Source organism: Reichenbachiella sp. (assembly GCF_965233835.1).
GTDB lineage: Bacteria > Bacteroidota > Bacteroidia > Cytophagales > Cyclobacteriaceae > Reichenbachiella.
The window spans coordinates 798,342-815,264 of sequence record NZ_OZ247585.1; the positions used below are offsets into that span (position 1 = coordinate 798,342).

At 41.3% G+C, this 16,923-nt stretch carries 14 protein-coding genes; 6 read left to right on the top strand and 8 right to left on the bottom strand.

Going from position 1 to position 16,923, the window contains the following annotated elements; all coding sequences use genetic code 11:
* Window positions 1–77 precede the first annotated feature (77 nt).
* From ACO6S2_RS03370 to ACO6S2_RS03385, 4 genes are all read right to left on the bottom strand, one after another.
* On the bottom strand, window positions 78–464 hold the full coding sequence (locus tag ACO6S2_RS03370) for a hypothetical protein (RefSeq protein ID WP_422361111.1): 387 nt from the start codon (window positions 462–464) through the stop codon (window positions 78–80).
* A gap of 167 nt (window positions 465–631) precedes the next feature.
* Window positions 632–3,415, bottom strand: a complete 2,784-nt coding sequence (locus ACO6S2_RS03375; RefSeq protein ID WP_422361112.1) for a response regulator — start codon at window positions 3,413–3,415, stop codon at window positions 632–634.
* Window positions 3,412–3,804 carry a hypothetical protein gene (locus tag ACO6S2_RS03380; protein WP_422361113.1) on the bottom strand — a complete coding sequence of 131 codons (393 nt, stop codon included), beginning with the start codon at window positions 3,802–3,804 and terminating at the stop codon, window positions 3,412–3,414. Before ACO6S2_RS03380 ends, ACO6S2_RS03375 begins: the two co-directional genes overlap by 4 nt.
* Window positions 3,805–3,918: 114 nt before the next feature.
* Window positions 3,919–5,088 carry an AIR synthase related protein gene (locus ACO6S2_RS03385; RefSeq protein ID WP_422361114.1) on the bottom strand — a complete coding sequence of 390 codons (1,170 nt, stop codon included), beginning with the start codon at window positions 5,086–5,088 and terminating at the stop codon, window positions 3,919–3,921.
* Between the two features lie 199 nt (window positions 5,089–5,287).
* On the opposite strand from ACO6S2_RS03385, the gene acs reads away from it, so the two are divergent.
* Window positions 5,288–7,183, top strand: a complete 1,896-nt coding sequence (gene acs, locus ACO6S2_RS03390) for an acetate--CoA ligase (RefSeq protein ID WP_422361115.1) — start codon at window positions 5,288–5,290, stop codon at window positions 7,181–7,183.
* Window positions 7,184–7,324: 141 nt separating this feature from the next.
* Here the strand turns inward: acs and ACO6S2_RS03395 are convergent, their stop codons facing one another.
* Window positions 7,325–8,731 carry an MATE family efflux transporter gene (locus ACO6S2_RS03395; protein WP_422361116.1) on the bottom strand — a complete coding sequence of 469 codons (1,407 nt, stop codon included), beginning with the start codon at window positions 8,729–8,731 and terminating at the stop codon, window positions 7,325–7,327.
* 210 nt (window positions 8,732–8,941) lie between these two features.
* Between ACO6S2_RS03395 and ACO6S2_RS03400 the strand changes: the two genes are divergently transcribed.
* Window positions 8,942–9,358 (top strand): hypothetical protein, encoded by a 417-nt coding sequence (locus ACO6S2_RS03400; protein ID WP_422361117.1) that lies wholly within the window; start codon window positions 8,942–8,944, stop codon window positions 9,356–9,358.
* Here ACO6S2_RS03400 and ACO6S2_RS03405 read toward each other — a convergent pair.
* A complete protein-coding gene (locus ACO6S2_RS03405) occupies window positions 9,355–11,403 on the bottom strand; it encodes a M3 family metallopeptidase (protein WP_422361118.1) in 2,049 nt (682 codons plus the stop codon). The genes ACO6S2_RS03400 and ACO6S2_RS03405 overlap by 4 nt on opposite strands.
* Window positions 11,404–11,537: 134 nt before the next feature.
* Between ACO6S2_RS03405 and ACO6S2_RS03410 the strand changes: the two genes are divergently transcribed.
* Entirely contained in the window at window positions 11,538–12,122 is a 585-nt protein-coding gene (locus tag ACO6S2_RS03410; RefSeq protein ID WP_422361119.1) for an outer membrane beta-barrel protein, read from the top strand.
* A gap of 36 nt (window positions 12,123–12,158) precedes the next feature.
* Here the strand turns inward: ACO6S2_RS03410 and queG are convergent, their stop codons facing one another.
* Both queG and ruvB read right to left on the bottom strand, forming a co-directional pair.
* Window positions 12,159–13,085, bottom strand: coding sequence for a tRNA epoxyqueuosine(34) reductase QueG (gene queG / locus ACO6S2_RS03415; RefSeq protein WP_422361120.1), 927 nt, complete (start codon window positions 13,083–13,085; stop codon window positions 12,159–12,161).
* A gap of 2 nt (window positions 13,086–13,087) precedes the next feature.
* Window positions 13,088–14,116: a Holliday junction branch migration DNA helicase RuvB gene (ruvB, locus tag ACO6S2_RS03420; RefSeq protein ID WP_422361121.1), complete on the bottom strand. Its 1,029-nt coding sequence runs from the start codon at window positions 14,114–14,116 to the stop codon at window positions 13,088–13,090.
* A 130-nt stretch (window positions 14,117–14,246) separates the two neighbouring features.
* Between ruvB and ACO6S2_RS03425 the strand changes: the two genes are divergently transcribed.
* Genes ACO6S2_RS03425 through ACO6S2_RS03435 form a run of 3 tightly spaced genes read left to right on the top strand, consistent with a single transcriptional unit; the run spans window position 14,247 to window position 16,787 of the window.
* Complete coding sequence (locus tag ACO6S2_RS03425) at window positions 14,247–15,263, top strand: FAD:protein FMN transferase (RefSeq protein ID WP_422361122.1); 1,017 nt, start codon at window positions 14,247–14,249, stop codon at window positions 15,261–15,263.
* A gap of 44 nt (window positions 15,264–15,307) precedes the next feature.
* Window positions 15,308–16,042 (top strand): SAM-dependent methyltransferase, encoded by a 735-nt coding sequence (locus ACO6S2_RS03430; RefSeq protein WP_422361123.1) that lies wholly within the window; start codon window positions 15,308–15,310, stop codon window positions 16,040–16,042.
* A 1-nt stretch (window position 16,043) separates the two neighbouring features.
* On the top strand, window positions 16,044–16,787 hold the full coding sequence (locus ACO6S2_RS03435; protein WP_422361124.1) for a ZIP family metal transporter: 744 nt from the start codon (window positions 16,044–16,046) through the stop codon (window positions 16,785–16,787).
* Window positions 16,788–16,923: the final 136 nt, after the last annotated feature.

Here is a 16,923-nt window from a genome sequence, read left to right on the forward strand (position 1 = left end):
TTGACATTCAGCCCGATTTGAAAAATAGCCTACTGTAAAGCAGGCTATTAATATTATATAAGTTTTTCTAAAATATATCAAGGCCCATCCACTTCAACTTCAGGATCTAACTTATAAGTGTTCCCATTAGCATTAAAGTTAATATAAAACGCCTCAGAATCCCCCTTAGATCCTCCTACTACGCCGACCCAGTTGTTAGATGAAGCTGGAAGTGTACTTAGAACGCCTGAATTCCCACTCTCGTAGGCAAAACTGCTAAAAGAGACAGGTGTAGTATTGTTTTTTGCTACAATATGAAAAATGATATTGTCACCTACAATTCCTCCAATGGTAAAACCTGTGCTAGGCCCGCTATCAGGATCTAGAGCCGAGTCGTAAAGTAAACAAGCTGAAGCTGGAGAGTCGGTTGGGTTGGCCGGTAGATTATCCGTGTCTACCACCAAGGTTACATCAATGTCTGCCATAAGTAATATGGTTAAGTGTTAATAAAGTTAAAAATAAAATTAATTGAGAACGGGTGGAACTCTAATATTAATCAAAGTGGATGAAAAACGCACGACTCAGCCGAGATGAAATTGTGAATAAACACAAGTCTTGGCTCAGTGCAATTTTAGCCTAGTTATATTATATTTTAGAAGAGATCCTTCGGGCTCTTCCCAAATCTCTTTTTGAACTGGGCATTGAAGTGGGTGACGTTGTTGATGCCGATTTGTTTGGCAACCTCTGAGCTGGTACTTACTGTTTTTTCCTTTAGAATTTTATGGGCGAGTTGTAGTCTCAATTCTTTGACGAGTTCAAGTGGAGTGGAATCTGTCAACCTTTTGATCATACGATAGAAGTTTCTTTCGCTCATCGCGATCTGATCAGCCAAATAGCCAATGCTTAAATGAGGGTCGTCAATTTTATCATAGATCAGTTGTTCCACCTTTTTGAGTAATGCTCTTTCAACATCAGCCAGAGTCTCCGTATTATTGATCAATAGTGCGTTCGGGCTTGTGTTGTTCCATGTGGCTTTCATAGTAAGTAGGTTCTCTACTCGAAGCAGTAGTTCCTGTGGTTTAAACGGTTTGCATAAGAAGTCATTTACTCCTTGAGAAAGCACTTTGGTTTTGTCTTCTTCAGAGGTACGGGCAGATAACACTAATACCGGTATTTTTCTGAATTTTTCGTCTTCTTTTAACCTTTCTAGCAATTCGAAACCATCAAGCCATGGCATCATCAGGTCAGTAATGATCAAATCAATAGTTTCATTTTCGAGCACGCGCAAGGCTTTTAGCCCGTTAGGTGCCAGAAGAACTTTGTAATTGACTTCTATCACATCGGTAATGTAGGCTCGAACCTCAGGATGATCTTCCACCACAAGAATGGTGGCCTTTTCTTGATCTTCTTTTTTTGGTGAAGATCCTAAAGGCAGCATCGATCTTGAACCGGCAAGTTGGTTGTCTATATCTCGGTATAAGGCCTGCTTTTCGTCGCTATAGCTCAGGTCGGTCAGTTGATAAAGCTCTTCGGCGTTTGATGTTTGGTAAGGAATAGTTACCAAGAATGTGGAGCCTCTACCAAACTTGCTTTCTACTTCAATAGAAGCGTCGTGCTGATGAACGATCTCCTGTACCAGTGCTAAGCCGATTCCAAATCCTTCCTGTACTTTGTAGTCTTTATCTGGAGCCTGGAAGTATCTTTCGAAAATGTGAGGAAGTTTTTCAGGAGGAATGCCCTCCCCAGTGTCTTTGATAGATAGTTGAAGGTTTTGTCCATTACCACTCAAGTGCATTGAGATTTTATCTCCTTGTTTTGTATGCTTCAAAGCATTTGTGATGAGGTTGAAAAGTACTTTCTCAAACTGATGGGGGTCGATATGTACAATGGCTTGATCTAAATCAGGAGATTTAGTGTAACTCCATTCGATACCTTGATGGTCGGCCGTGACTCTAAACATCTGTTCAAAGAGAGCCAGCATCTGATCCATATCAACATGAGCCTTGTGCAAGGTGAGCTTTCCTTCTTCCAACTGGATCAATTCATTGATTTCTCCTGTCATATGAATGATCCGCTCACTATTGATATGGGCAGTTTTGAGTTGTTGCTCAGCTTTTCTTGTGAGAAAAACTTCTTTGTTTTCAAGCACCTGATTGATGCCACCAGTAATGAGAGTCAATGGGCTCCTCAAATCATGAGAAATGTTGGCAAAGAATCTGGACTTGGCGGCATCTAGCTGTTGTAATCGTTCTGCTTGCTGGCGATTGATTTCTGAAAGTTTTTTATTAGCCACTAAGGCACGATATATAACGAATGCAACACCTATTACCAGTAACAATCCGATAAGCGCCCCATAAAGCATCAGGTTGGCATTTCTATTTTTTTCACTGAGTAAGTCTACTTCTATTTGTTTATTAGACACTTCAAAGTCCGTGCGTAGGTCTGCCATTTTCCGAATGGTTTCTTCGTTGTTGATACTATCGCGATAGGCGATGTATTGGCTTTGGTACTGGAAAGCATTTTCGAAATCAGCCTGTTTTACATAAAGGTCAGATAGTATTAGACTTGCATCTCTTATGATACCTTTTAGTCCGAAGGCTGTTGAAATGGCAAGTGCACTATCGGCCCATTGACGTGCTATTTTGTAGTTGTACTTTTTGGAATAAATCTCAGCAAGTGTCAATTGATACTCCGCAACAGGGGCTAAATTTTTAAACTCATTCAATATCGCAATGGCAGATAGTATTTTTGATTCCGCAAGCTCAAGTTGGTTGAGCTTGCTTAGCACCATCCCTGTATTTCCTTTGGCAATGGCTTGTCCAGTTTTATGTCCAGCCTGATTAAACATGGCCTCAGATTCGACATAATAAATCGTGGCTGAGTCATAAAGGTTATTCTCTCGATACAGTTCTCCAAGATTGAGAAGGGCGCTGGCCATTCTCACCAGATCGTTTTCAGCTTTAAGTATGGCTATACTTTTTTTGTGATAGTATTTTGAAAGATCAAAATTGCCCTGCATGTCATAGACGCCTCCCAAATCAAGGTATACCACACCTACACCTAATTCGAGCCCTATATTACTGTAGTGATGAGTTGCTTCGATGTAACATTCGATGGCCTTGGTCAAATTGCCCAGGTTTTTGTAAGCACCTCCCATATATCTATTGGCGAGAGCTAGCATGTGTTCATCCCCAATCTTTTTGGCTAGTTCAGCCGTTTTTTCGGCATAGAAAATCTTGTCTTTAGGCTGTGCAGAATTAAATGCAATATCGTTCTGGATGCGGCAAATGGCCGAGTCACTGAAATTATTATCACTGGATAAAAGCTGAATGAGGCTATCCGCTTCATATTGATTTTGACCCCAAGCTGGTAGGTAAAAAAAGCCTACGATGGTGTAGGCTATTAAGTAGGTGATATATCTATTAGGAAAGTTCAAGGCCCTTTGATTTCAACTTCTGGATCTAAAGTAAACTCACCTTTGCCATCAACCATGACCGTGAATTGATAGTTTTCTGTATCTTTTTGATTTCCCGAAACTGTGGTTGTCCAATGTGGCGCTTCAGGCATGGGATTCATTATATCAGGCCCTGAGCTTGTCTTGTTGAATGATATGAAAGTCACTGGTGTTGTACCATTTTTTGCGTGACACTTGAAAGTGGCCTGCGCTTCGTTGTTTATTTTTGAAAGGAAGGTGCAGCTGTCTCCAGGTGTTTGGTCAGTTCCTCCATTGTCGTCGCTTAACACAATGGTCCGTGTTACATTTTCTCTTGTGATTTGATCAGTGTCTACCGTTACGGTAACAATGACATTTTTAGGTTTAGGCATAGCAAATAGTGTTTTATTTCTATGAAATATAACCTGAATCTATTGAAGTGGAAAGCTAATGGTTCAATTAATACCAGTTGAAAACTTGCAAACTGTTATCTAATTATGTTGGATTTACTTCAAATACTCAAACGTACCATGCTCTGCAGAAATGGTAGCTTTGGTGGTCTCAGAAGATTCTACCCGACCAATGACCTGTGCAGCAACGCCAAAAGATTCTGAAATTTGAATCAAATCTTGCGCGATATTTTCGGGCACATAAAGCTCCATTCGATGTCCCATATTAAATACCTTGTACATTTCTTTCCAGTCGGTGCCACTTTCCTGATGAATCAATTTGAATAGTGGCGGAATTTCAAATAGGTTGTCTTTGATTACGTGTACATCGTTCACGAAGTGCAGTACTTTTGTTTGAGCACCACCACTACAGTGGATCATACCGTGAATTTGGCTACGATAACTTTCTAACATTTTTTTGATGATCGGCGCATAAGTACGTGTTGGAGAAAGCACCAACTTCCCAGCATCCAGAGGAGATCCTTCTACAGTGTCTAACAAATCCTTAGAGCCAGAATAAATCAAATCTGCAGGCACTGATGGGTCAAAACACTCAGAGTATTTCTCCATGTATTTCTTGGCAAACACATCATGACGAGCTGAGGTCAGTCCATTACTGCCCATCCCGCCATTGTATTCGTTTTCATAATTGGCTTGACCATAAGAGGCCAAACCGACAATCACTTCGCCACCTTGGATATTTTCATTAGTAATTACGTCGGCTCTTTTCATTCGTCCGATGACCGTACTGTCTACTACAACCGTCCGAACTAAATCACCAAGGTCAGCAGTTTCGCCTCCGGTAGATCGAATGTCTACGCCGTTTTCTCGAAGCATTTGCAGTACTTCTTCTGTTCCTTCAATGAGTGCGGTCAAAACCTCACCGGGGATGAGGTTTTTGTTTCGGCCAATGGTAGATGAAAGTAGAATGTTATCAACAGCCCCAACACATAGCAAGTCATCAGTATTCATGATGACGGCATCCTGAGCGATTCCTTTCCAGACGGATAAATCACCAGTTTCTTTCCAATACATATACGCTAGTGAAGACTTGGTGCCAGCCCCATCTGCATGCATGATGTTGCAATAGGCTTCATCACCTGCCAGCATATCTGGTACGATCTTACAAAAGGCATTTGGAAAAACGCCTTTGTCGATGTTTTTGATGGCATTGTGTACGTCTTCTTTGGAGGCTGATACTCCGCGCTGCATGTATCTTTCGTTCATCACGAATGGTATTTAATATTTGACCGCAAAGCTAATAAACTCTATTAGGAAACCTTACAGGTTTTTAAAACCAGTAGGGTTTGGTTTTTTTAAACATTAAGCAGTAGAATAATGCTTTTCAGCTAAAAAGTGAAGGTCAGTTCTCAAAAGAATATAAATTTAAGATGCATAAAATGAATAGATACAAAAGCAAATAAGTATGCTAGCGAAAATAGAAAACCTGAGTGAATACTTTTTGGCCTATGAAAAGAGTGTAGCCAATCCCGAAACCTTTTGGGAAAGAGTGGCAAACCAATTCTTTTGGCGAAAAAAGTGGGATAAAGTTGTTGATTTCAATTTTGAAAACGCAGATGTAAAGTGGTTCGAAAATGCCAAGCTTAACATTACTGAAAATATACTGGAGCGTCATCTTTATACGCTGGGAGATAAGCCGGCAATTATCTGGGAACCCAATGACCCTAAAGAAGAAGGCATCACACTGACCTACAAACAACTCTTTGAGAAAGTATGTGAGTTTTCGAATGTCTTAAAAAGCAACGGCATAGAAAAAGGAGATCGGGTGATCATTTATATGCCTATGATTCCTGAAGCGGCTATTGCAATGTTGGCTTGTGCCAGAGTAGGGGCCGTGCATTCGGTGGTCTTTGCCGGATTTTCATCTTCTGCATTGGCTGATCGAATCAACGACTGCGAAGCAAAAATGGTATTGACTTCGGACGGAAACTTCCGTGGTGCCAAGACTATTCCAGTGAAGGCAGTTGTAGATGAAGCTATTGAAAAATGTACCACTATTGAAAAGGTGATTGTAGCACAGCGCACTAAAACAGAAGTGACCATGCAATCAGACAGAGACCTATGGTGGCATGAAGAAACGGCAAAAGCTAGCAAAGAGCACAAGGCGGAGGAAATGGATAGCGAGGACATGTTGTTTATCCTTTACACTTCTGGTTCTACGGGCAAACCGAAAGGAGTGGTACATACCACTGGAGGCTATATGGTGTACACGCAGTTTTCTTTCCAGAATGTATTTCAATACAATAGTGACGATGTGTATTGGTGTACTGCTGATGTGGGCTGGATTACCGGACATTCATATATAGTATATGGGCCATTATTGTCAGGCGCTACAACGATCATGTTTGAAGGTGTGCCTACGTATCCGGATGCTGGACGTTTCTGGGAAATTTGCGATAAGTATAAAGTCAATCAATTCTATACCGCACCTACTGCGATCAGAGCTCTGCAAGCGTTTGGCCTTGATCCTGTAACTCCACACAAATTAGATTCATTAAAAGTATTGGGGACAGTAGGCGAACCGATTAACGAAGAAGCCTGGCACTGGTATCATGATCATATCGGAAAGGGCAAGTGCCCAATTGTTGATACCTGGTGGCAAACGGAGACTGGCGGAATTATGATCTCTCCTTTGGCAGGACTTACACCAACTAAGCCTGCTTATGCAACCTTGCCACTTCCTGGCATTCGGCCCGTCATAGTGGATGCGGACGGCAATGAGCTGAAAGGCAATGGTGTAGAAGGAAATTTATGCATCAACTTTCCATGGCCTTCAATGATTCGAACGACTTATGGAGATCATCAACGGTGCATCGATACTTACTTCTCCACTTACAAAGGCATGTATTTTACAGGTGATGGGGTAAAAAGAGATGAAGACGGATACTATAGAATTCTAGGAAGAGTGGATGATGTGATCAACGTATCCGGCCACAGAATGGGAACCGCTGAAGTAGAAAATGCGATCAATGAACATCCGTTGGTTGTAGAATCAGCAGTAGTTGGATATCCACATGATATCAAAGGGCAGGGCATCTATGCTTATGTCATCTGCGATGCCGAAGGCAGAACCGAAGCGAGTCTAAAAGATGAGATCAAGGCAACTGTGAATAAAATCATTGGGCCAATTGCTAAGCCAGACAAAATTCAAATTGTACCTGGCTTGCCAAAAACGCGTTCCGGTAAAATCATGAGGAGAATCCTGAGAAAAGTAGCTGAAAATGATACCTCAAGCCTTGGTGATACTTCAACGCTTCTTAATCCAGAAGTGGTAGATCAAATCATCAAAGGGGCGCAGTAAAGTTTTATAGAGTCAGTCTCAATACTTTCGTCATGCGAGCGAAAGCGTGGCAATCTTGAAGCTTATTTCATGAACAAGCTTGAGATCACTTCGCTAAGCTCGTGATGACGTTTTTGTTGTTTTGAGACTGACTTTAATTGCTTAAACCTTCACCAATTTCCATTTGCCCAACCTGAACCAATAGATACAGGCTGCAGCATGTAGCGCAAATGCGACGGCCACAGAAATCATGGCACCCAAGAACCCGTAATCCAGATGAATCGCTAGCGTATAAGCTAAAGGGATTTGAATAAACCAGAAGAAAATGATGTTCATCACTACTGGTGTTTTCGTGTCACCGGCGCCATTGAACCCCTGACTGATCACCATGCCATAGGCAAAGGTGATGTAGCCTACACAAATGACACGAAGTGCCAATGCTCCGTATTCCTGAACGCTGGTCTCATCCGAGAATATTGATACGAACTCAGGAGCGAACCAAAAGAAAATGATAGAAACAAAGAACAAAAATCCAGTGTTCAAATGAGCGGTTTTCCATACAGAGCTTTCTGCCCTTCCTGGTTCTCCTGCACCCAAATTTTGACCTACTAAAGTAGCGGCTGCATTGGCCATTCCCCACGAGGGAAGAATGGTGAAGACAATAATTCTAAAGGCAATCGTATAGCCAGCCAGCGCAGCACTTCCAAATTCAGAAATGATTCTGACCAAGAATATCCAGCTAGCGGATTCAATCAAGAACTGCCCCATGCCACCTAAGGCGATATCAAATATTCTTCGGATAGTTTCTAACCGAACTTTAACGTTGTCAATGGTTAATTTGATGATTCGTTTTCCGCCGAATAATCCTACCAATTGATAAAAGACCCCCATAGATCTACCGATGGTAGTAGCAATGGCAGCTCCTTCCACTCCAAATCCCGGAATCGGTCCCAATCCAAAAATGAAAATAGGGTCTAATACGATATTCAACCCATTGGCAATCCAAAGTGAGCGCATGGCCATGGATGCATCTCCCGCTCCGCGATAGATACCATTGATAAGGAATAGCAACATGATGCTCGCATTACCACCTAGCATCACTCTGGTATATCCAGAGCCAGCTGCAATGAGCTCTTCAGATCCTCCCATGATTCGTAGAATGTCCTCGGCATATATGATACCAAATATGCTGACCACGATCGACATAGATACTGCGATAAGTATGGACTGAAAAGCGGCATCACCGGCACGTTTAGGGTCTTTTTCCCCAATTCGACGTGCCACTACGGCAGTAGCGGCCATACTCAGTCCTATGGCAATGGAGTAGACGATCATCACCACAGACTCCGTAAGTCCAACGGTAGCCACGGCATCTACGCTCACCTTACCAACAAAAAATACGTCCACCACGGCAAACAAAGATTCCATTATCATTTCTAATACCATCGGTACTGAAAGTAGAAAAATGGCTTTATTGATACTGCCTGAAGTGAATTCTGTTTCTTCGCCCTTTAGAGCAATAAGAAAATATTTATAACCTTTCCTAAGGTTGTTAATCAAACTTGTCATTATTAAAGAAGTAAATGTTGTAAAAAAAGAAAAATAGCTGGGGTCTAAAAGGCTTTAGACAGTGGTGGACGGTGTGTCCTTATGCGCTATGGTTTTCTCTAGGAACTTCATGATGGCTGCTAAGGTAGCTCTATTTTTGTTTATTCCAACTATTTGAATTTATTTTTGTTGAGAAACCAACCAATTGACAACAGGAAGGGTCTAATGATTATGAAAAGAAATTTAAGTACCGCAGTTGGATTAATACTAATCTTGTTAAGCTGCCAAAGTCCCAATGAGGAATGTTGTGATGGACCCAAAGAGGTAACGTTGGGCGAGTCATTTTCAATAAAGGCGGGGGAAACAGTAACGATTTTTCAATCAGCCGTGGTTTTGACTTTTGAATCACTTGTGAGTGACTCTTTGTGTCCTGAGGACGTGGAATGTGTGACTCAAGGTAGTTTGTCAATTACTATTAATGTTAGTGGTACAGAAAAGACGTTATCCATTGGCGATAATGCCAAACCAATGACTGATTATAAAGACTATAGTATAGAATTGGAAAGACTCGTATATCCAACAAAGCAAAATGAGAAAGACAGTAACAATTCTACCTACGCGGTGCAGATGAAAATAACCAGGTCTTAACTGGCTTTCAACCCACTTCTCTCTAACAAAGCTTCAACCGAAGGCTCTTGCCCTCTAAATCTTTTATACAGTTCCATCGGGTGCTCACTACCTCCTTTGGATAGAATATTCTCTTTAAAAGATTTGGCCGTTTCGGCATCAAAAATACCTCTCTCTTTAAATACTGAAAAGGCATCGGCATCCAAAACCTCGGCCCATTTGTAGCTATAGTAGCCTGCTGCATAACCGCCTTGGAAAATGTGACTGAATTGCGTACTCATACAAACTCCAGGTATTGGATTAAACAGTTCAGTTTGTTTCATGGCTTCCTGTTCAAAGGCAGCTACATCTTTCACCTCGACGTTTTCACCGGTAAGTGAATGCCAAGCCATATCCATGAGTCCAAAACTTAATTGGCGTACGGTCTGGTAGGCCTCATGGTAATTGGACGAAGCTTTGATTTTTTTGATCAAATCTTCTGGAATAGATTCGCCCGTTTCGTAATGGCTGGCAAATAGATCCAGACATTCTTTTTCCATCAGCCAGTTTTCCAATATCTGAGAAGGCAATTCTACAAAATCCCAATACACGCTGGTACCGCTCAGAGAATTGTATTTACCATTGGCTAGCATGCCATGTAAGGCGTGTCCAAACTCATGAAACAATGTTTCCACTTCATTGAATGTGAGTAAAGAAGGTTTGGAATCGGTAGGCGGTGTGAAATTGCAAACAATAGAAACCACAGGCCTGTGGTCAGTCTCTGTTTTCCACTGACCCCTGTAGGAGGTCATCCAGGCGCCACCTCTTTTTCCTGCTCGAGGGAAAAAATCAGCATAAAATACGGAGATGTGTTTGCCTGATTCGTCCAGCACCTCATAGGCTTGCACATCTTTATGATAGACTGGGATATCGTCGTTTTTCTTAAAAGTTAGACCGTACAGTTTCTTCGCCACTTGAAAAATACCATCAACAGCTTTTTCCATCCGGAAATAGGGGCGAAGCATTTCGTCATCGAGTTGATATTTTTCGTTCTTTAGTTTCTGAGAATAGTAGGCCCAATCCCATCTTTCCAATTCAATTTCATCTCCCAATTTTTTGATGTAGGCTTTAAGTTCTTCTACTTCTTCTTTGGCTTTTGGAAGGGCTTTTTCTAGCAGATCATTAAGAAAATCTTTGACCTTGTCGGGCTTTTCGGCCATGCGCTCCTCAAGGATATAATCTGCATAGGTATTGTATCCGAGCAATTGAGCCATTTCATACCTAAGCCTAACAATCTCTTTTACCTTTTCTTGATTGTCTAAATCATCACCTTTGAAAGCCTTGGACATGTAAGCTTTGTACATCTTCTCTCGGAGTTCACGGTTTTCTGCATACTCCATGAAGGGCAAGAAACTTGGAGCTTGTAGCGTAAATAGCCACATACCTTTATGCCCTTTTTCTTCAGCTGCAAGTGCTGCAGCATCAATGGCTCCATCAGGCAATCCTTTCAGATCTTCTTCATTTTCAAGGATAAGTTCGTAGGCATTGGTTTCAGCCAAAACGTTTTCACCAAATTTGAGCGAAGCCATGGCCAGTGCATTGGATAACTCGCGGTATTTCTTCTTGTCTGTGTCATTGAGATTGGCACCGCTTCTTACAAAACCTAAATAGGTTTTACGAAGGAGCATCTGTTCTTCCTTACCCAGCTGTAAGTTAGAGCGATTTTCATATACCGCTTTTACTCTTTCGAACAATGCCTCATTCTGCATGATTTCATTGCTAAACTCTGTGAGCATAGGGGAGAGCTCATTGGCCAAAGCCTGCATTTTATCTGAAGTTTCAGCTGAGTTGAGGTTGAAGAAGATCTCGGCCGCCTGATCCAAATCACGTCCTCCTCTTTCCAACGCTTCAATGGTATTTTCAAAGGATGGTTCAACTGCTTGGTTGGCGATTGTCTCAATCTCACTTCTCGATTTTTCAATCAGCTTTTCTATACCCGGTTTGTAGTGTTCCAGTTTGATTTTTTCAAAAGGAGGAACGCCAAAAGGCGTGTTGAATGATTCTAAAAGTGGATTGCTATCAGCCATATTTCTTCAATTTTGAGTTCGCAAAAATAGAAGAAAGTATTCAATGGGGGTAATCAAAAGAACATTTTAAAAATCCAGTATTACATGAAATGAATAGATATCATTGCGAAGAAAGCAAATAATTAATTCTAACTATGAAAAGAATATTTACAACCTTGACGATGACCATTTTTTGTTTATCCATGTATGCGCAGGAAGGGAGCTGGTATATAGGTGGAATGGCTGGGTTTACGCACTTGAAGAGTACTTCTTCTTCTGGAGAGGAAACAACAAGTTTCAGTTGGGACCTTTCTCCCGAAATTGGCACATGGTTGTCAGAAGACCTCCAATTAGGGTTTTCACCAGGATTATCTCATAGAGATTTAGGAGACCTTGATGAAACAATTATTAAATCATATTCTCCTGGAATCTATGCAAGAAAATGGCATTCTTTTGGCGAAAAAGTATCTGTTTTTGGAGGAGCTAATCTTGCTTACAACTCAATTGAATTTGAAAATTTACGTAGTGATTCTAAATTCATCGGGTTCAATATCTACCTGGATTTTGGCTTAGGATATGCCATAAATGAGCGGCTGAGTCTTTTGGGAAGATATGCTACTTTTGGATATGTTTTTCAGAAGGATACGGATGATGATTCAAAAACATCACAATTTGGATTGAATGCAAACACATTGAGCAATCCTTTCAATATTGGCATCTATTATACCTTCAAGCGGTAAAAAAATATCGTAATAGGCCTTCCATTGTTGGAAGCTCTAGTTTCTTTTCAAGAAATCTATATTCCTTTTCAGCCCCGAATACTTCGTACGCTTCACCGCAGATCCTTTGAAGATTTCTCTGAAAAGTTCTTCAGTCATTTCATTCCAGTCGGACGATTTCATATCTCCCAGCTGGTCGTGAGGGGTAAAATTTGGCTCTTTATGAGGCTGAGAAAATCGATTCCAGGGGCATACATCCTGACAGATATCGCAGCCAAAAGTCCAGCCTTCCATTTGTCCAGCAAAGGAGGAAGGGATTTCGTTTTTGAGTTCTATGGTTAAGTACGAAATACATTTGCTGCCATCCACAACGTAGGGATCTGGAATTGCGTCTGTCGGGCAGGCGTCCATGCAAGCAGTGCAAGTGCCGCAGTAGTCTTTCACTGGACCATCGTAGTCCAATTCTATATCTACTATAATCTCAGCTAAAAAGAAAAAGGAGCCCATGGACTTGTTGAGAAGTAGGGAGTTCTTACCAACCCAGCCGAGTCCTGCCTTGGCAGCCCAAGCACGTTCATGTACGGGTGCGGAGTCTACAAAAACACGGGCGCTTAACTCACCGACTTCCTGGGTAATAGCTTGTAGTACTGTTTTGAGTTTGGGCTTGATGATATAGTGATAATCCTTGCCGAAAGCATATTTCGCTATTTTGACTTCCTTGCTTTCATTCAGGTCTTTTTTAGGGTAGTAATTGTAGAGTAAGGAAATCACAGATTTTGCCCCATCTACTAATTTTCTGGGATCCAGCCGCTTGTCAAAGTGATTAGCCATGTAGGCCATCTCACCATGCATATTTTGATTCAGCCATTTTTCCAATCGAGGAGCTTCATCCTCCAGAAATTCAGCCTTGGCTACGCCACAAAACTGAAACCCTTCTTCTGCGGATTTTTGTTTGATGAGCTGAGTGAGTTTGGAGCGATCCACGCTTAATCAAATAAAGTTCCCATTCTTGATGGAGGCACGATTTTCAAATGCTTGTAGGCCAACTCTGTAGCTTCTCGCCCGCGGCTGGTTCTTTTGAGGAATCCTTCTTGAATTAGGAATGGCTCATACACTTCTTCGATGGTATCAGCTTCTTCTCCACAGGCCGTGGCGATGGTAGAGATGCCTACGGGTCCACCCTTGAACTTTTCGATGATAGTCGTGAGTATTCGGTTGTCCATTTCGTCCAAACCGTGTGCGTCCACATCTAATGCCTCAAGGGCAAATTGTGTGATTTCTTTAGTGATCGTACCGTCGCCTTTGATTTGGGCAAAGTCTCGAGTTCTTCTCAGTAGATTATTGGCAATACGTGGCGTACCTCTACTTCTTCTGGCCAGTTCCAAAGCCGCATTTTCTTCTATCGGCGTATCGAGAATACCTGATGATCTTTTTACAATGCTCGAAAGCAATTGAGAATCGTAATATTCCAGTCGAGCATTGATGCCAAATCGAGCACGTAGTGGAGAAGTCAATAATCCCGAACGCGTAGTGGCACCAATGAGTGTAAAAGGGTTTAATCCAATTTGAACAGATCGAGCGTTCGGACCCGAGTCGAGCATGATATCAATTTTGTAATCCTCCATGGCAGAATACAGGTATTCTTCGACGACCGCATTCAATCGATGAATTTCATCTATGAATAGGACGTCGTTGGATTCGAGGTTAGTCAATAGTCCTGCTAGATCTCCTGGCTTGTCCAATACTGGCCCTGAGGTCACTTTGATGCTGGAATCCAGTTCATTAGAAATGATGTGAGAGAGTGTGGTTTTACCCAGACCTGGAGGGCCGTGGAGTAGGACATGATCCAAAGGCTCAGCCCTTTGTTTGGCGGCCTGCACGAATACCTTGATATTTTCGACCACCTTGGCTTGGCCTGTAAAATCTTCGAATGACAGTGGGCGCAGCGCTTTCTCAAACTCGATTTCATCCGAGTTCAACTCTTCACCATCTGGATTCAAATAATCTTCCCTCATTGTCTTTGAAAAATTTCATCAAAAATAGGATATTCGGAGCAGTCTCACAGAACGAGCATTCCTAAAGTTTAAGAGATGGCTGCTGCTTTGCAGTATTTATTCTTTCTTTGCATCCGCAAAAAGAGAAAAGATGCAAAAACGTAGAATTTTAATTATTGTTTTGGCGGTTGGGATATTGATCCTATACAGACAACTCAATCCGGTAGAGACTCAGGTACAGCAGCATGTGACGGGTACTACCATGGGAACCATTCCCTACTCAATCAAGTATCTGGCTCCGGAAGAAGATTATTTTAAAATGGAAGTAGATTCTATATTGGTGGCTTTCAATGAGTCCCTTTCTACCTATATACCGGAATCTGAAATATCTAATTTCAACCGAGAAGATTCAGTCATCTACCAATCTAGTTTTATGTATCCTGTATTGAAAATGAGTCAGGAAATGTATGTTAATAGCAAGGGAGCCTATGATCCTACGGTTGGGCCATTGGTCAATGCCTGGGGCTTTGGCCCAAAGAAGAAGGCCATGTTGGATAGTACTGTAGTGGATTCTTTATTACAGATTGTGGGATTTGAACAGATTCACTTCGATGAGGTCGGTGCCTCAAAACCAAAAGGAACTTATTTAGACTTTAGCGCTTCGGCAAAAGGTTATGCTTTAGATGTGATTGCTCACTTTTTGCATGCTAGGAAGATAGAAAACTATATGATTGAAATTGGTGGTGAAGTGCGTTGTCAGGGGCAGAACCAAAACCAAACCGTTTGGAAAATAGGGATAGAAAAACCAGAGATGAATCAAGGTCTTGGCAATGCTTTTGCCACAGTTTTTGTGAATAACCGGTCATTGGCTACTTCGGGAAATTATAGAAATTACTACGAAGAAAATGGCAGAATCATTTCACATACCATTAGCCCATTTACAGGTTACAATGTATCTCACAATCTCTTGAGTGCGTCTATTTTCGCTCCAAACTGCACATTGGCGGATGGCTACGCCACGGCTTGTATGGTGATGGGCTTGGAAGAATCCATTGAAATGATTGAAAAACTGAATGGTATCGATGCTTTTTTTATCTTTTCTGATGAAAATGGTGATTTGAAGTCTTATGCTACTGCTGGCATTGAGTCGCAGATTGATATACTTTAACTGGTCGGTAGAATCAATTATTTTAGCATCCAAATCCAATAATCATGTCTAAGAAAGAATGGTTTGACGAATGGTTCAACACCATTTACTATCATGTTTTGTATAAGCACCGGGATTACGAGGAGGCAGCAGCTTTTTTGGATCACTTGATTGATTATTTCAAAATTAAACCTCATGCCAAGATATTAGATTTGGCTTGTGGAAAGGGCCGACATTCGATTTACCTGAACAAGAAGGGCTTCGATGTTACCGGTGTAGATCTGTCAGAAGAGAATATCAAATTCGCCAGTACAAAACAGAACGATACACTTCACTTTGCCGTTCATGACATGCGTGATGTGTTTGCGAGAGAAGAATTTGATTACGTATTCAATCTTTTTACCAGCTTTGGTTATTTCGATTCGAAGGAGGAAAATTTGAATGTTATTGATGCCACGATTCAATCCTTGAAGCTAGGTGGCAAATTTTTATTGGACTTTTTAAATCCTTATGTGGTGGTGAACAATTTGGTGCATGAGGAGGATAAGACCATTGAAAACATTCATTTTAATATCCAGAGGAAGTACACGGATGATCAATTTATAATTAAGGATATCGTTGTGGATGATCACGGTCAACACTACGAATTTCAAGAAAAAGTAAAGGCCATCCGTCGAACAGATTTTTTAGCTTATTTTGATAAAATCAATTTAAAAGTAATAGATATATTTGGAGACTATGAGCTGTCTGAGTACAAGGCAGAAGAATCCCATCGCCTCATTTTTGTGTTAGAAAAGTAATATGATTGTCAACTCTATTGTCCTGTTTGTTTCAGCTCTATTAGGAGGACTCTATGCGCTCAGAGTAACTAAAACTAAAGAGTCACAAGTGAAAAGTGTACTCGTTTTTGCAGGATCATTCCTTTTCTCTATTACTGTAGTACATATACTTCCAGAACTTTTTGAAACGCATAAGAATCAGTTTCATATAGGTTTGTTTATTCTCCTGGGCTTCTTTTTTCAGCAGATACTAGAGTATTTCACTAGCGGAGTTGAGCACGGTCATATGCATGTGCATAAGCATGGCAATGAGCACTCGGCCTGGTCAGGTGTTTCTCTAATGGCAGCACTTTGTATACATGCTTTTTTGGAGGGTACAATCCTGGCACACCCAGGGGTAATTCATGACGGACATAGTCAGGGTACCTTACTGACTGGCGTAGTACTGCATAAAGTCCCGGCAGCATTGGCGTTGATGACTGTGTTGTCTTGCCATTATCAGAAAAGAAGAACTCAGCTGATTTTGCTTTTAATTTTCGCTTTAGCATCACCACTCGGTGTAGTGGCGGGCCATGGTTTTGGCCCATTAGGCTTGTTTAGTGAAGTTGGCATGGTGATGCTGTTTGCTTTTGTTGCCGGTAATTTTCTTCACATCTCTACCACGATCTTTATCGAATCGAGTCCGGAACATCATTGGAATTCTAAAAAACTGATTATCAGTTTGCTGGGTGCAGGGTTGGCTGTGGTTTCTGAAATGCTCTATTAGAAGAGGTAGGCTGTCTTGATCATATTCTCACATTACCTTGTCCGAATTTCAGAGACACCATTAATGCTTTTTAGGCATCAAAGTAAAATTTTCAGGCATTAAACTTTTAATATACATTGATCATTCAGTATGTTTG

Coding starts and splice junctions, on each gene's coding strand:
- ACO6S2_RS03370 (WP_422361111.1), bottom strand. CDS start 464: ATGGCAGACATTGATGTAACCTTGGTGGTAGACACGGATAATCTACCG.
- ACO6S2_RS03380 (WP_422361113.1), bottom strand. CDS start 3,804: ATGCCTAAACCTAAAAATGTCATTGTTACCGTAACGGTAGACACTGAT.
- ACO6S2_RS03385 (WP_422361114.1), bottom strand. CDS start 5,088: ATGAACGAAAGATACATGCAGCGCGGAGTATCAGCCTCCAAAGAAGAC.
- acs (WP_422361115.1), top strand. CDS start 5,288: ATGCTAGCGAAAATAGAAAACCTGAGTGAATACTTTTTGGCCTATGAA.
- ACO6S2_RS03395 (WP_422361116.1), bottom strand. CDS start 8,731: ATGACAAGTTTGATTAACAACCTTAGGAAAGGTTATAAATATTTTCTT.
- ACO6S2_RS03400 (WP_422361117.1), top strand. CDS start 8,942: ATGAAAAGAAATTTAAGTACCGCAGTTGGATTAATACTAATCTTGTTA.
- ACO6S2_RS03405 (WP_422361118.1), bottom strand. CDS start 11,403: ATGGCTGATAGCAATCCACTTTTAGAATCATTCAACACGCCTTTTGGC.
- ACO6S2_RS03410 (WP_422361119.1), top strand. CDS start 11,538: ATGAAAAGAATATTTACAACCTTGACGATGACCATTTTTTGTTTATCC.
- ruvB (WP_422361121.1), bottom strand. CDS start 14,116: ATGAGGGAAGATTATTTGAATCCAGATGGTGAAGAGTTGAACTCGGAT.
- ACO6S2_RS03425 (WP_422361122.1), top strand. CDS start 14,247: ATGCAAAAACGTAGAATTTTAATTATTGTTTTGGCGGTTGGGATATTG.
- ACO6S2_RS03430 (WP_422361123.1), top strand. CDS start 15,308: ATGTCTAAGAAAGAATGGTTTGACGAATGGTTCAACACCATTTACTAT.
- ACO6S2_RS03435 (WP_422361124.1), top strand. CDS start 16,044: ATGATTGTCAACTCTATTGTCCTGTTTGTTTCAGCTCTATTAGGAGGA.